This window comes from Mesorhizobium sp. M0626 (assembly GCF_040320665.1).
GTDB lineage: Bacteria > Pseudomonadota > Alphaproteobacteria > Rhizobiales > Rhizobiaceae > Mesorhizobium.
This window is the reverse complement of the sequence record NZ_JAMYQD010000005.1, coordinates 1-13,784: the sequence shown is the minus strand read 5'-3', so window position 1 is coordinate 13,784 and position 13,784 is coordinate 1. Positions and strand designations below refer to the sequence as shown.

17 protein-coding genes are annotated in these 13,784 nt (G+C 62.2%); 11 read left to right on the top strand and 6 right to left on the bottom strand.

Annotation, left to right across the window (positions count from 1 at the left end; all coding sequences use genetic code 11):
* The 3 genes from NKI37_RS07235 to NKI37_RS07225 form a co-directional block, all read right to left on the bottom strand.
* Positions 1-1,164, bottom strand: coding sequence for an alpha/beta hydrolase (locus NKI37_RS07235; RefSeq protein WP_352653771.1), 1,164 nt, complete (start codon positions 1,162-1,164; stop codon positions 1-3).
* 133 nt (positions 1,165-1,297) lie between these two features.
* Positions 1,298-2,371: an alpha/beta hydrolase gene (locus tag NKI37_RS07230; RefSeq protein ID WP_023695396.1), complete on the bottom strand. Its 1,074-nt coding sequence runs from the start codon at positions 2,369-2,371 to the stop codon at positions 1,298-1,300.
* A 146-nt stretch (positions 2,372-2,517) separates the two neighbouring features.
* The gene (locus NKI37_RS07225) at positions 2,518-3,921 is read right to left on the bottom strand and encodes an aminopeptidase P family N-terminal domain-containing protein (protein WP_352757903.1); all 1,404 of its coding nucleotides are present in this window, start codon (positions 3,919-3,921) and stop codon (positions 2,518-2,520) included.
* A gap of 123 nt (positions 3,922-4,044) precedes the next feature.
* Between NKI37_RS07225 and ilvA the strand changes: the two genes are divergently transcribed.
* The 3 genes from ilvA to NKI37_RS07210 all read left to right on the top strand — a co-directional run bounded on the left by ilvA (position 4,045) and on the right by NKI37_RS07210 (position 6,693).
* Positions 4,045-5,301, top strand: a complete 1,257-nt coding sequence (gene ilvA / locus NKI37_RS07220) for a threonine ammonia-lyase IlvA (RefSeq protein WP_352757902.1) — start codon at positions 4,045-4,047, stop codon at positions 5,299-5,301.
* The gene (locus NKI37_RS07215; RefSeq protein ID WP_023815357.1) at positions 5,298-5,843 is read left to right on the top strand and encodes a DUF1697 domain-containing protein; all 546 of its coding nucleotides are present in this window, start codon (positions 5,298-5,300) and stop codon (positions 5,841-5,843) included. The genes ilvA and NKI37_RS07215 overlap by 4 nt, the downstream gene beginning before the upstream one ends.
* Positions 5,844-5,988: 145 nt before the next feature.
* Positions 5,989-6,693, top strand: a complete 705-nt coding sequence (locus NKI37_RS07210) for an outer membrane protein (RefSeq protein ID WP_023815356.1) — start codon at positions 5,989-5,991, stop codon at positions 6,691-6,693.
* 105 nt (positions 6,694-6,798) lie between these two features.
* Here the strand turns inward: NKI37_RS07210 and NKI37_RS07205 are convergent, their stop codons facing one another.
* Together NKI37_RS07205 and NKI37_RS07200 are read right to left on the bottom strand one after the other, a co-directional pair.
* A complete protein-coding gene (locus tag NKI37_RS07205) occupies positions 6,799-7,092 on the bottom strand; it encodes a DUF2218 domain-containing protein (protein WP_023744840.1) in 294 nt (97 codons plus the stop codon).
* Between the two features lie 133 nt (positions 7,093-7,225).
* Positions 7,226-7,666: a VOC family protein gene (locus tag NKI37_RS07200; protein ID WP_023681520.1), complete on the bottom strand. Its 441-nt coding sequence runs from the start codon at positions 7,664-7,666 to the stop codon at positions 7,226-7,228.
* Positions 7,667-8,025: 359 nt separating this feature from the next.
* On the opposite strand from NKI37_RS07200, the gene NKI37_RS07195 reads away from it, so the two are divergent.
* From NKI37_RS07195 to NKI37_RS07170, 6 genes are all read left to right on the top strand, one after another.
* Positions 8,026-8,622 carry a cold-shock protein gene (locus NKI37_RS07195; protein WP_352757901.1) on the top strand — a complete coding sequence of 199 codons (597 nt, stop codon included), beginning with the start codon at positions 8,026-8,028 and terminating at the stop codon, positions 8,620-8,622.
* Positions 8,623-8,735: 113 nt separating this feature from the next.
* Positions 8,736-9,308, top strand: a complete 573-nt coding sequence (locus NKI37_RS07190; RefSeq protein ID WP_023681518.1) for a DUF192 domain-containing protein — start codon at positions 8,736-8,738, stop codon at positions 9,306-9,308.
* 10 nt (positions 9,309-9,318) lie between these two features.
* Positions 9,319-10,086: an alpha/beta fold hydrolase gene (locus NKI37_RS07185; protein WP_023681517.1), complete on the top strand. Its 768-nt coding sequence runs from the start codon at positions 9,319-9,321 to the stop codon at positions 10,084-10,086.
* A 56-nt stretch (positions 10,087-10,142) separates the two neighbouring features.
* On the top strand, positions 10,143-10,514 hold the full coding sequence (locus tag NKI37_RS07180) for a hypothetical protein (RefSeq protein WP_023741428.1): 372 nt from the start codon (positions 10,143-10,145) through the stop codon (positions 10,512-10,514).
* A gap of 70 nt (positions 10,515-10,584) precedes the next feature.
* Positions 10,585-10,899, top strand: coding sequence for a hypothetical protein (locus NKI37_RS07175; RefSeq protein ID WP_352787171.1), 315 nt, complete (start codon positions 10,585-10,587; stop codon positions 10,897-10,899).
* Between the two features lie 39 nt (positions 10,900-10,938).
* Positions 10,939-11,439, top strand: coding sequence for a GNAT family N-acetyltransferase (locus tag NKI37_RS07170; protein WP_023735356.1), 501 nt, complete (start codon positions 10,939-10,941; stop codon positions 11,437-11,439).
* Here NKI37_RS07170 and NKI37_RS07165 read toward each other — a convergent pair.
* The gene (locus NKI37_RS07165; protein ID WP_023681513.1) at positions 11,436-12,050 is read right to left on the bottom strand and encodes an HD domain-containing protein; all 615 of its coding nucleotides are present in this window, start codon (positions 12,048-12,050) and stop codon (positions 11,436-11,438) included. The two genes, NKI37_RS07170 and NKI37_RS07165, sit on opposite strands and share 4 nt — an antisense overlap.
* Positions 12,051-12,183: 133 nt before the next feature.
* Between NKI37_RS07165 and cysE the strand changes: the two genes are divergently transcribed.
* Both cysE and NKI37_RS07155 read left to right on the top strand, forming a co-directional pair.
* Positions 12,184-13,032, top strand: coding sequence for a serine O-acetyltransferase (gene cysE / locus NKI37_RS07160; protein ID WP_023667506.1), 849 nt, complete (start codon positions 12,184-12,186; stop codon positions 13,030-13,032).
* Between the two features lie 256 nt (positions 13,033-13,288).
* Positions 13,289-13,492 carry a DUF3126 family protein gene (locus NKI37_RS07155; RefSeq protein ID WP_006200852.1) on the top strand — a complete coding sequence of 68 codons (204 nt, stop codon included), beginning with the start codon at positions 13,289-13,291 and terminating at the stop codon, positions 13,490-13,492.
* Positions 13,493-13,784 lie beyond the last annotated feature (292 nt).

The following is a 13,784-nucleotide window of genomic DNA, read 5'->3' as shown; positions in this document are numbered from 1 at the left end:
TCATCCGCCGGTGGCGATGGTCAGCACCTTGAATGGCGTGGTGATGATGATCTCGGCGACGGATCCGACTGCCTTGCCGAGGCCTCGGCCGAGATTGTCGATCTGGCCCTGCGTGGGTTCGTCCGATGCCAGGCCGGCTGGAGCGCGCAGACGGTCGCCGAGCAATTGCACCAGGAACGGGTTGTCGGCGAATTTGGCGTGGTTCAGGCGGTCGCCGCCCTTGATCTGGCTGAGGTCGGCCACAACGACGCCGTAACTGGCAATGTCGGCGGCGTTGCCGTAGTCGCCGACGCGCGGCTTGTCGCCGGATAGCAGGCTGGACAGTCTCAGAGCACGGTCGTCGGCGGAAAGCAGGATGACGAACGGCCTGTCGGGCTTGCCGTAGCGGATCATCTGCTTCTTGAAGACGTCGACATCGATATCGGGCGATGCCAGGACGACACGGCCGAGCTTGCCGTCGAGATCGCGGTCGCCGGTGATGGCGAGCTGGCGCAGCGCTTCCATCGTCACCCAGGTTCCCATCGAATGCGCGATGATGTCGATGCTCTTGACCTTTGTCTTGGCGAGCATCCTGAGCGTCGCCTCGAGGTCGTCGCGCGCGGCGTTGGCGCTGTCCTTGTCGTAGATATAGCCCGTGGTCTTGCCGCTCGAAGCCCACGAAAACAGGATCGGCGTGCCGGGATATTCGGTGTCGTGGGCGATCTGCGCCAGCCGGTAGACCCCGTCGTCGAAGCCGTTGTTGAAGCCGTGGACGAAGACCAGCGCGCGGTCGCCATTCATGGTGATGTTGGCGCCGACGGCCTTGGCGAATTGCGAGGCGTCGCCATAGTGGACGACGTCGGTGGCGGTGAATTGCTTGGCCGGGTTCGAATTTGCCGAGCCCTTGGCGCGCTCGATGGCGCCGACCTGGTGGACCTTCGGCACGGTGACGTCGACGCGGGCGTAGCTGGTGGTCAGCGAGCGATCGCCATCGAACACCTGGCGTGGGTCCTTGGTCGCCTGCTTGCGGGTGGTGGCGACGAAGATTTCGTGGGTGGCCGCGATGTCGGAGGCAGGCACCGAAACCGTCGTCTCGTTCAACAGGTCATGGGTGTTCGGGCCGGCGCAGCCGGCGGCAGCGAGCGCGAACGCAAGGACCAGGACAGTCTTCCAACGCTCGTTCACGCGGGCTCCCGCTGGCGCATTGGCGCCGATTTCAATGTCGTAGAGGCAGAGACCGGCCCGGTCCAGTTGAAAGTGATCGGGCCGAGCGGCATTCGCGACCTCACGCGGCGACGGTCGCCGCAAGGCGACAGCCTTATTGTCCGAGCGCGCTGATACGGTCGGTCACCGTCTGGTCGCTGGCAAAGCCGTCATCCTCGCGCAGCCGCTGGCCGATCATCTTCACCAGTTCGGGATTGTCGGCGAATTTGGTGTGGTTGAAGCTGTCGCCTCCCTTGACCTTGGAGAGGTCGACCACGGTGACGCCATAAGCGGCGAGGTCGGCGGCATCCTTGTAGTCGCCGACGCGTGGCCGCGAGCCGGCGATCAGGCCTGAGAGCCGCAGCGCCCGGTCGTCGTCGGAGAGCAGCAGGATGAACGGCTTGTCCGGCTTGCCGTAGCGGCGCATCTGGCTCTTGAAGACGTCGACGTCGATGTCGGGAGAGGCCAGCACGACATCGCCGAGCTTGCCGCCGAGATCGCGGTCGCCGGTGATGGCCATCTGGCGCAGCGTTTCCATGGTCACCCAGGTTCCGAGCGAGTGGGCGACGATGTCGATGCGCCGCGCGCCGGACTGCTGCAGCATGCGCAATGTCACCTCCAGCTGATCGCGGGCGGCGCTGGCGCTTTCCTTGTCATAGACATAGTCGGTGGTTCTGGCGCCGGATGCCCAGGAAAACAGCACCGGCGTGCCGGGATAGCCGGAATCGTGGACGATCTGGGTCAGGCGGTAGACCGCGTCGTCGAAGCCGGTGTTGTAGCCATGCACGAAGACCATGACGCGGCCGCCGCGCGCGGCAATGTCGGCATTGAGCGCGCTTGAGAATTGAGGCTGCGCATCGTAGCCGACGACCTCGGAAGCCATGAAGTATTTCGCCGGGTCGTTCGACTTGCCGCGCGAGCGGCGCTCGATCTGGCCGGTCTGGTGGGTGCCGGGAACGGTGACGGTGACGCGGGCGTAGTTCAGCGTCGCCGAGCGTTCGCCGTCGAAAACTTTGTTGGGATCGTCGGATTTCTTGCGTGTGGTGGCAATGAAGATCGAGTGATTGCCCGAGATTTCGGTCACCGGCGTGGACATGACGGCGCTGCCGAGCAGTTCCTCGGTTTTGCGGCCGCCGCAGCCGGCGATCAACAGGGCAAGTGCAAGAATGCAAATCGTCTTCAAACGCACGTCAAAAATTCCAATCGAAAGATGAATTCACATAGAATTCACTTTGAGGCCCAAAGGCCTGTCTACCCTCGGCCCGTCTACCCTCCGCGACACCTCCCGGACAGTGAGAGTGCGGCAGAAGTAAGTCGTGTCCAGCCGAAATGTGGTCAGCGTCGGGTCACAGCCATCGCACTGTTGCGCGAAAGCCAGAATGGCGGCAGGAACGCCGGAATGTTGGAGAAGGGCAATACCTCGGGTTTGAGCCTGATGCCCAGCACGTCGCGCATGAAGGCGCGGCGCGCCTCGATGCGGCGCCATGCCTCGGGATAGCGGGCCGCGATCTCCTCGCGCAGGGACTCATCGGCAAGCGCGATACCGTCTTCGATGTTGGTGGTGAAATAGCTGGTTCCGGTCGCCGGAATGATGTCGACCTGCAGCGCCATGCCCGATTGCAGCTTGATGTCCGAGCCGGAAAACACCGGCGAATGCATCCATTCGTCCATATGGACGAGATGGCCGGGATTGAGCGAGACGCCGAAGAACGGGTCGCCTATGCGGTCATGCACGGCTTTCCAAAGCGCTCCGCCGGCAACGCCTATGCCGATGGTCTCGTACCAGTCGACGACGGCGGCGAAATAGGGCGCTACCAGCTTGTCGATATAGTCGTCGATCTCGCGCGGCAGTTCCGCGGCGCTCTCGACCAGGAAGCCGGCGCGGGCGTTGAGCGAGCCCTGGATGCCATAGGCCATGGTGACGGGATCGCCGCGCTTGATGATGTCGAGGCGCGGGCTAGGCAAGCCGTAGGGCGCACGCCTGCCGGCGGACAGCATCGGGTGGCAGCACAGGGGCAGGCCGTTGATCCCCATCAGCCGCGCGGCCTGCAATTCGCTCATGCCGGGCTCAATATTCCCAAGCACGTTGCGCAGGCCCTGCGAGGAAAAGGTCGCGGCGAATTCGAAGGACGCCAATTGGTCTGCCTCGTTGATGGCGCGTAGGCCGTCGGATGGGTTCATCAACAGGTTGGCGGCGTTGACCACCGCGCCTCTGTCGCCGGCCAGTGTGCGCAGCGTATCGGCGATGAAGGACGGCAGGTCGAGCGTCGTCTCGCCAAAGCCGCCATCGCCGGCGCCGAACGGCTTCCAGCCGATGGCGCCGATTTTCTGGCCGGCCTTCAGGCCGCAGGCGGCAAGCGTGTCGGATAGAGAGGCCGAGCGGTCGCGTGGCTGCGCCGGCAGCGAGAAGGTCTGGTAGAGGACGCGCTCGTAAGGCCCGTCGCAGATTTCGGCATAGCCCCAGCCCTCATTGCCGACGAGAAGCTTTGGCTGGCTGCCGGGGACGATGACCAGCAACGTCTCCTCGAAACGCGGATCGTAACCACTGAGATAGGCGACATTGGCCGCGTGCTCGCGGTCGCCATAGACGGCAAAGGCGTCGAGCCCGGCCTCGGCGCCGCGCGCCAGCAGAGCCTCGATGCGCGCTTCGTAGGTCCGCCGCTGAACTAGCGGCATCACTGTTGGTTCGCCGAATTCAGGAAGGTCTACGGTCTTCAGGGCGACAGCCGAAACAGGCATGAAGATGGCTCCAATGGATTTCCTGCTGGCGCGTCAAAGCGGCCGGCCGCATCGGTGGCTGCAAACGGCGAATTGTGCAATAGGCTTCGCCTTCGAACCATTCGATCCAGAGGTGACGGCGCCATGAACAGTTTCTCCTCCCGTGTCGCCACCGCCGCAACCGCGATCCGCGAGATCTTTCCCGAAACGCCGCTGCAGGAAAACGACTATCTGTCGAAGAAGACGGGGGCTCGGGTGCTGTTGAAGCGCGAGGACCTTTCACCGGTGCGCTCCTACAAGATCCGCGGCGCCTTCAACTTTTTCCGCAAGGCGCTTGCCGCCGGCAACGAGGCCGAGCTGTTCGTCTGCGCCTCGGCCGGCAACCATGCGCAGGGCTTTGCCTTCGTCTGCCGCCATTTCGGCAAGAAGGGCGTGGTCTTCATGCCGGTGACGACGCCGCAGCAAAAGATCGACAAGACGCGGCTGTTCGGCGGCGATTTCGTCGAGATCAGGCTGGTCGGCGACTTCTTCGACGACTGCTACCGCGCCGCCTTCGAATTCACCGAAAGTTCCGGCGCGCATATGGTGCCGCCCTTCGACCACAAGGACATTATCGAGGGGCAGGCGACGGTCGCCTATGAGATCGCCGGCCAGATGCCGGGCGCGCGCATGCCCGACATCATCATGCTGCCGGTCGGCGGCGGTGGCCTGGCCGCGGGGGTGACGCACTATTTCGCCGATCAGCAACGTGACGCGCGCTACGTCTTTTGCGAACCGGCCGGTGCGCCGAGCCTGCATCAGAGCCTCGCCAGCGGCAAGCGCGTCCGGCTCGCCAATGTCGACAATTTCGTCGACGGCGCGGCGGTGGCCGAGATCGGCCGCGAGCCGTTGCGCCACCTCAAGGAGTTCGCCGCTCAGGCGGTGCGGCTGATCCCTGAGAACCGGCTCTGCGCCACCATGATCGAGATGCTCAACATCGAAGGTGTGGTGCTGGAGCCGGCCGGTGCCTTGGCGATCGACGCGTTGAAGGATTTTTCGCGCAAGGAAATCCGCGGCAAGACCATCGTCGCGGTGGTGTCGGGCGGCAATTTCGATTTCGAGCGGCTGCCCGACGTGAAGGAGCGGGCGCTGCGCTTCGAGGGGCTGAAGAAATACTTCATCATCCGCTTTCCGCAGCGGCCGGGCGCGCTACGCGACTTCCTCGAACTGCTCGGTCCCGACGATGATATCGCCCGCTTCGAATATATGAAGAAATCGGCACGCAATTTCGGCTCTGTGCTAATCGGCATCGAAACCAGGGACCGGCGCAATTTCGACCTGCTGAAGGCGAATTTCGAGGCCGAGGGCGTCCACTATCAGGACATCAGCGACAACGAGACCCTGGCCGGGTTCATCATATGAGCGGTGCCGTGTTCGTCGCGCTGTTTTCCGGCATCAATGTCGGCGGCAACCGCATCGTCCAGATGGCGGAGTTGCGGGCGTTATTCGAGGCGCTAGGCTTCACCGATGTCGCCAGTTATGTGCAGAGCGGCAATGTCGTGTTCCGGACCAAGAAGGGCGACGCCGCCACGCTGGCGAAACAGATCGAAATGGCGTTCGAGAAAAAATGGGGCTTTCACTCGCGCATCATGGTGCGCGATCTCTCCTGGTTCGAACGGTTGGTGAAGGAGAATCCTTATCCGGAAGTCGCCGGCGATCCGACCAAGCTTCACGCCTACACGCTGGAGCGCCAGCCGACGGCGGACGAGATCGCCAGGCTTGCCGAAAAATGCACCGGCCCGGAAAGCTTCGAGGTCAGGGACGACGTGCTCTACCTCAAGGCGCCGGACGGGCTCGGCAAATCGGTGTTCGCCAATCTCATCCCGCGCGTGCTGAAAGTGCCCGGCACCGCGCGCAACTGGCGCTCGGTGCTGGCGCTGCTGCAGATAGCGCGTTCGCTTTGAACCGCTTCTACGTTGCGGTCGCGATGCTAATTAAGCCTCGGCTAAACAGTTGTTTTTCTGCAACAATTTTCGATTATCCGGCCTAGGCAGCTTAATGAATACTGCATGTCTGTGCTATGCTCTTTCCGACGCATTGGGGAGTTTCATGAAACGTCTGCTTCTCGCATCTACTTTCCTGATTTCGGCTTGCGGCGCGGCGTTCGCCGCCGACGTGATTGAGACCGTACCGGCAGGGTTTGTCTGGTCGGGTGGCTATGTCGGCATCAACGCCGGCTATGGCTGGGGACGCGGTGACGCGGTCGACCAGACGGATTCCTTCTTCGACGAGGAGCTTGGTCAGACCCATGACGTCGATACCGACGGCTTCCTCGGCGGCGTTCAGGCCGGTTACAACTGGCAGTCTGGAGCATTCGTCTATGGCGTCGAAGCCGATCTGGGCTATCTCGGCCTCGATGGCGACAGGACTATCGTCGAAGAGCCCGACAATTTCGGATCGGCGAAACTGGGCGTCTATGGCGATCTGACGGCACGTCTGGGCTACGCCACCGACAGGCTGGTGATCTACGCCAAGGGCGGCGCGGCGGCGACTCACTACAAATTGAGTTATGGCGATACTTTCGATTTTGACGGGGTGCCCGACCCGGACAGCAGCGCATCGAAGAGCGGAGGCCGCTTCGGCTATACGATCGGTGGCGGTGTCGAATGGGCCTTCGCCGACAAATGGACCACGAAGCTGGAATACCAGTACTTCGACTTCGGTAAGGTCCGTTTGACAGATATCGAGGGCAACGACGCAAAGGTGAAGATCGACGCCCATACGATCAAGATCGGCCTGAACTACAAGTTCTGATCGATCCGTCGTTCCGACGGTTCAGATGGCGTCGCAACCAAGTGACGCCATAACGTCGCCCGGGGCTGGCAGCTTCCGGCGTTCGGCGTTGCGGCTGACAGCAGATCAGGTCGCCGGAGCCTGCTTCCACTCGAAAGTCAGTTCCTCGCGGAAGGCAAAGCGCTTGATGTGATCGGCAACAACGCTCTCCATGCGCTCCAGCGATCCGCTTTCCTCCGTCGACACCGTGATATGCAGCGCTGCCGCATCGGCATCGAGAACCGTGCGGCCGAGCGACAGATCGATGGTGCCGTGGTTTGGATCGAACACGACGGGAAATTTGTGCGCCCAGTGCTTGCACAGCTGCTGCAAATAGCGGCTGGCATATGCGGTGGTGACATCGGCACGGCTGGTCGGCATAAATGAATTCTCCTGGATGAGGCACTGGCTTTGCTTGGCTGGCGCGACAGGCAGGTAAATAGGTGCCGTTGGTCGAAATGGCAAAGGCGGCCGGCTTGTCGGCGCGGCCGCCTCGCTCAAGATGGCGTGATCGCTACCAGGTGCCGGTGTTCGGCATCGATGCCCACGGCTCGGCCTTGGGTTTGGCCGGGCCCTTCTGCAGCAGTTCGAAGGAGATGCCGTCCGGCGACTTGACGAAGGCCATGTTGCCGTCGCGCGGCGGCCGGTTGATGACGACGCCATTGTCCATCAGATGCTGGCAGGTGGCGTAGATGTCGTCGACCTCATAGGCGAGATGGCCGAAATTGCGGCCGCCCTTGTACTCCTCCGGATCCCAATTGTAGGTCAGTTCGATCAGCGGCGCCTTCTCAGTGATGCCGCTTTCTACATCCTCGGAGGCGGCGAGGAAGATCAGCGTGAAGCGGCCCTGCTCGTTTTCGTAGCGGCGCACTTCCTTCAGGCCGAGCTTGTTGCAGTAGAAATCGAGCGAGACATCGACGTCGGCGACACGGACCATTGTGTGGAGGTAGCGCATGGGATTTCCTCGGGGATGTTTGGGTTGCGAGGCAACATAAGGTCCACCCCGTCGGAGGGCAACGAGCATCGGACTGGAAAAGTGATCACCGGTTTTTGGAAAATCAGGTTGCTCTGACAAAAGCGTCCGACCACAAGTGGTTGCCGATTTCGGCAAAATCCGATGCAAATTGCCGACCGGTTGACGGCCTTGACGGATCGCCATTGCAGCCGGCAGCGACGCCGGCAAACAACAAGTCAGCTATTCCTGTATTCAACCGTGAAAAAAGGCACGGCAGGTCTTGCACACCCCGGAAGCGGCGGTGTTAATCTAATGTCAAGAATCACTTGCGGTTTTCTTGAAAAAAAGGGGGCGTTCTTATGGGGGATAAGGCCTCTTTCACGAGGCGGGATGAGAACCTTGACGACGCCCTGAAGAGTGACAGTGGCGGCGATAGCGCCGACCTTGTCGAAATCGCCGGCGCCATCAAATGGTTCGACGTGGCCAAGGGCTACGGTTTCATACTACCCGATGACGGTTCCTCGGGCGACATCCTCCTCCATGTCACCTGCCTTCGAAAGGACGGTTTTCAGACGGCATTGGAGGGCGCGCGTGTCGTGTGCCTTGTCAAGCATGGCGACCGTGGTTTGCAGGCTTTCCGGGTGCTGTCCATGGACACCGCCACCGCGGTCCATCCGGCCGAGATGCAGGAACAGCGCACCCATGTGGCGGTGACGCCGGAAAGCGGGCTCGAGCGGGCGCTGGTTAAGTGGTTCAACCGCACCAAGGGCTTCGGCTTTCTGACGCGCGGCGAGGGCACCGAGGATATCTTCGTCCATATGGAGACGCTGCGCCGCTATGGCATCACCGAGCTCAGGCCCGGACAGGTCGTGCTGGTGCGTTTCGGACGCGGTGACAAGGGCCTCATGGCTGCCGAGATTCACCCTGATATGGGCACCTTGCCGGTCGCGCATTAGGACGCGAGCCTTCCTGAGGAAGTCAGGACGGCGTTTTTCTTGGTTTCACCACGATCTTATCCGAATACCTGAGACCACTTTTAGGGATCATGGTCTTTGGTCGAGGATTTCCAATGGCGTACAGGAACTGGCTGACAGCGGGCGCGCTCTGCGTCATCGTTGCGGTAGCCGCAGGCGCTTACTTCTATTCCGGGCAGCCGACCGCATCCCAGCAGACGATCGCCGGCGGTCAGGCGATGATCCTTCCCGTCGATCCGACACCCTTGGTCGTGGCGACGAAAGGGGGCGATAAATCCTTTTCGATCGAAGTCGCCGACACCGACTCGGAACGCGAGGCCGGCCTGATGTATCGCCAGGATATGGCCGACAATCATGGCATGCTGTTCGTCTTCGAGATGCAGAAGCAGGTCGGCTTCTGGATGCACAACACGCCGATGCCGCTCGACCTGATCTTTGTTGGACAGGACGGCAAGGTCCGGGCCGTCAAGCACGGCACTCCATTGTCCGATGCAGTCATCTCGCCGGGTGTGCCAGTGCGCTTCGTGCTGGAGCTCAAGGCCGGCACCGCCGCCAAAAACGGCATCGACTATGGCGATCTGCTGCGCCATCCGGCCGTCGGCACGGTGTCCGGCCCCGGCATGCCGCCATCGGACAAGGGCAACGCGCCCACGCCCGGCGCCGGCTGAGCCGCTCCCGATGCAATTCTTCTCCCATGACGGGTTCGACTTCGCCTTCCTCGACCGCCAGCCGGCGTCGGGGGCGGGCGATCCGGTGCTGATGATCCACGGCTTTGCCTCCAGCCACTATGTCAACTGGGTATCGCCCGGCTGGTTCAAGACGCTGAACGATGCCGGCTATCGCGCCATCGCCTTCGACAATCGCGGCCACGGCTCGTCGTCGAAAAGCTATGACGAGGCCGACTACACCCCGGCCAAGATGGGCTCGGACGCGGCGGCCCTGCTCGACCATCTTGGCATCGGCCGCGCGCATGTCATGGGCTATTCGATGGGCGCGCGCATCGCGGCGTTCCTGGCACTGTCGGATCCCGACAAGGTGGCGACGCTTGTCTTCGGCGGGCTCGGGATCGGCATGGTCGACGGCGTCGGCGACTGGGATCCGATCGCCGAGGCGCTGCTGGCCAACGATCCGGCCGCCACCAGCCATCCGCGCGGTCGCTCGTTTCGCGCCTTTGCCGATCAGACGCGCAGCGACCGCCGCGCGCTGGCCGCCTGCATCGCCACGTCGCGCGAACTGCTCAGCGAAGACGACATGACGCGCATCGCCCAACCAACGCTGATTGCGGTCGGGACGACAGACGATATCGGCGGCTCGCCCGACGAGCTCGCCGCGCTGATGCCGAACGCCAAGGTGTTTCACATAGACGGCCGCGACCATATGCTGGCTGTGGGCGACAAGACCTTCAAGCAGCGGGTTTTGGAGTTTTATGCCGAAAATCCGCTTTAACCGGTAAGCGATTTTCGGGCGATATGGATTGGGCGGCCGGCGAGGGGTGGCAAACAATGGCACAATGGGGAAGAAGCGCCGACGCTCTGCCGGGCGCCGTCGTGACAAGCAAGTTCGGCAAGCGTTCCGTCATCCTGGCGCTGCTCGCCTTCGGTGCCGGTGTGATGGCGCTTACCACAATGGTGGCGCTTCCGACCCACGCATCCGAGCGTGCCCAGAACATCGCCACGGGTTTCTTCATGGCGGTTTTCCTGCTGGCAGGGCCGTTGGCGCATATTGCCGGATTGATTTTCGGACTGATGGCGCTGGTGCGTTCGAACGATAGCCGCGTGCTTGGGGTCGTCGGCATCCTGCTCAACGGCGGCTCCCTGGCGGTTGGCTTCCTGCTGCTTGTGGCAATGGCATCGACGATCGGCGCTTTCACCTGATCGGGGACGAGTAATGGCCGGATGGGGAAGAAGCACGATAGCAATGCCCGGCGTGGCGGGGCGGAGCAGCTTGGGCAAACGCTCGGTGATCCTGGCCCTGCTGGCGTTCGCAATGGATTTTGCGGCGGTGGTCACGCTGGCGTTGATGCCAGGCGAGGCGTCGCTGGCCGCTCAAAACGTCCTCGGCGGGGTTTTTCTGCTGGTGTTTCTCGTTGCGGCGCCGCTGGCGCACATCACCGGCGTGGTTTTTGGCTTGATGGCACTGGGACGTTCAAACGACAATCATGTCCTCGGCATCATGGGTATCCTCCTCAACGGGCTGTCGTTGGTGATCGGCCTGTTCTTTGTTTGGGCGGCGACCAAATCCGTTGGCGCCTTCAGGTGATCGATCTTCGTCTGGCTTGCAGCCGGAGGCGGTGCCGCTTTGGTTGAACTTTTCGTCACCTATATGGAAATGCGCCAGGCCGATCTGGCGCCTGCGCGCGCCAACCCGGCGGCAAGTGCCAGGGTTGTGCGTGAGAGGCTGGACCGCGCCGCCTATCTCAGCCTCTACCGCGCTGTCGGCGAGCCGGTGCAGTGGGACCAGCGGCTGCGCATGCCGGCGGAAGAGCTCGAGCGCCTGCTGGCGCTGCCCTCGACACATATCCATGTGCTGCGCGTCGAGGGCGAAGCGGCTGGTCTGTGCGAATTCAACGGCGTCGGCCAGCCTGAGGTCGAGCTGGTTCATTTCGGGCTGGTCCCCGTCTTCCAGGGTCGCAGGCTTGGGCCGTTCCTGCTCGACCAGGCGCTTCGCGCCATCTGGTCGCACGCGCCGCAAGGGGTCTGGCTTCATACCGACACATACGACCATCCGGCTGCGCAATCGGTCTACAGGCGCGCCGGGTTCAAAGCCTATGCGCAGCGCATGGAGACATTTCCGGATTAGGATTTGAGCGTTTCTAGAGACCGCGCCAGGTTTTGCCTGGCCTGGGGCTCGAACCTCTGGCGGAATTCCTGCGTGTGAAAAATATGCTGGCGCGCGAGGAAAGTCTTGAGAATCGCGCCGCGACCGGCGCGCCACATCGGCTCCTCGACCCAGCCATATTCGCGGCGGACCGCTTGTTCATAGGCGTCGAAAGCGTCGGCTGACGCACCCAGGATCGCCAGGTCCATGTCGAGGAAAAGCGCTGCGTCGCGGAGGGCGTTCTCATCGGCAAGGCACCGTGGTTGAAGGCTGGGCAGTTCATGCGTGGCGGTGGCGACGATCATCGCCGCTATGCGGCCGAGGCGCTCCGGATCGGTGCGGGCGGCAAGTTTGTCCTGCGCAAGTGCCGCACTCCTGGCCTCGTTGTCCTTGGCGCGGCTGTCATAGATGGCGTCATGGAACCAGATTGCGGCTTCGACGGCGCCGGAATCATGCAGCGATGCTCGATATTCGTCCGCCAGCGCCAGCAACGCCTCTATATGGGCGAGGTTGTGATAGTGGCGATCCGGAGCTTGATAGAGCGCGGAGAGCGCGCGTTTCAGCGGAGCGTCGATCAAGGGTTCGTTTTCCATGGCGGCTTGAATTTCCGTGAACCAAATCCATTTCACCGAGCACTAAGGAAAATTGAGTTTAATCGTGCTATGATCTGGCTTATATGTGCCGCCGGAGAATAGGCAAGCGGCCAGGACGCAGGACAAGACGTCGATGAACAGCATCAGCATTTCCCGCCCCACAATGGTCCAGCCGGTCGATCCGATCTGGCGTTCGGTCCGCGACGAGGCGATGGAAGCGGTCAACCGCGACCCGCTTCTGGCGGCGTTCCTCTATTCGACCATCCTCAACCAGGAGAGCCTGGAGGAAGCTGTCATCCATCGGCTCGCCGAGCGGCTCGCGCATCAGGACATCGGCTCCGACCTCATCCGCCAGACGTTCAAGTCGATGCTGGCCGACGACAAGGAATGGTCGTCGATCGTGCGTGTCGACATCCAGGCCTATTACGACCGCGACCCGGCTTGCGACCGCTTCATCATGCCGGTGCTCTATTTCAAGGGTTTCCATGCCATCCAGACGCACAGGCTGGCACATTGGCTGTGGAATCAGGGCCGCAAGGATTTCGCCCTCTATCTGCAGAGCCGCTCGTCTTCGGTGTTCCAGACAGACATCAACCCGGCCGCCCGCATCGGCAAGGGCATCTTCATCGACCACGCCACCGGCCTTGTCGTGGGCGAGACGGCGGTGATAGAGGACGATGTGTCGATCCTGCACGGCGTGACGCTGGGCGGCACGGGCAAGGCCGGCGGCGACCGCCACCCCAAGATCCGTTACGGCGTGCTGATCGGCGCCGGCGCCAAGATTCTCGGCAATATCGAGATCGGCCATTGCTCGAAGATCGCGGCAGGCTCGGTCGTGCTGTCGCCGGTGCCGCACAACAAGACGGTTGCCGGCGTACCGGCCCGCGTCGTCGGCGAGACCGGCTGCGACCAGCCTTCGCGCCAGATGGACCAGCTTTTGCCGTCGCAATCGATGGACCAGGTCGTCAGCTTCGACATCTGATTTGCAACACCCGGCGCGCCGGACTGAAGTCCGGTTGCCGGCGCCGTTGCCTCTGAAGCATGATGCCGAAAAGTGTGAGGCGGTTTTCGGACGACATCATGCTCTACCTCCTTGATTTAGAGGCGGATTTGGATTCGACCTGAAATCATCCGGCCCCAGGGTTCGCGTTCTATCCAGCCGGCTTGCCTTTACATCGCCATTGTCGACGTGCCAGAAGCGCGTTCCAACGAGCAAGCCCGACGATCGGAGAAGACTTTTGAAGCCGGACGAAATCAGAAAGCTGGACGCCTATTTCAAGCGCGTCTTCCAGAATCCCAAACTCGAGGTGAAGGCGCGGCCGCGCAAGGAAGATTCGGCCGAGGTCTATGTCGGCGACGAGTTCCTCGGCATCGTCTTCAAGGACGAGGACGACGGCGACTATAATTTCTCGATGGCGATCCTCGACATCGATCTGGCCTGATCGCGGAACTGGGGATCGGAGTTGCCTATCTCCAACGAAGTGGGGAGATGAAGAGCAAGCCTCGGCGATCCTTCCCACCCCCCTCTGTCCTGCCGGACATCTCCCCCGCAAGGGGGGAGATCGGCAGTTCCTCGGCTCTTCTTCTGCAACCTCGATAATTGGCGAAAGCAGTGATGGGGGCGTAATCTCCCCCTTGCGGGCATAGGCGCTAAGATAGGTATTGCCCTGCGGAATCGGGTGTGATTCTACACTGCGATGACACACGAATCGCTTGTTGATGACGGCTGGGCCG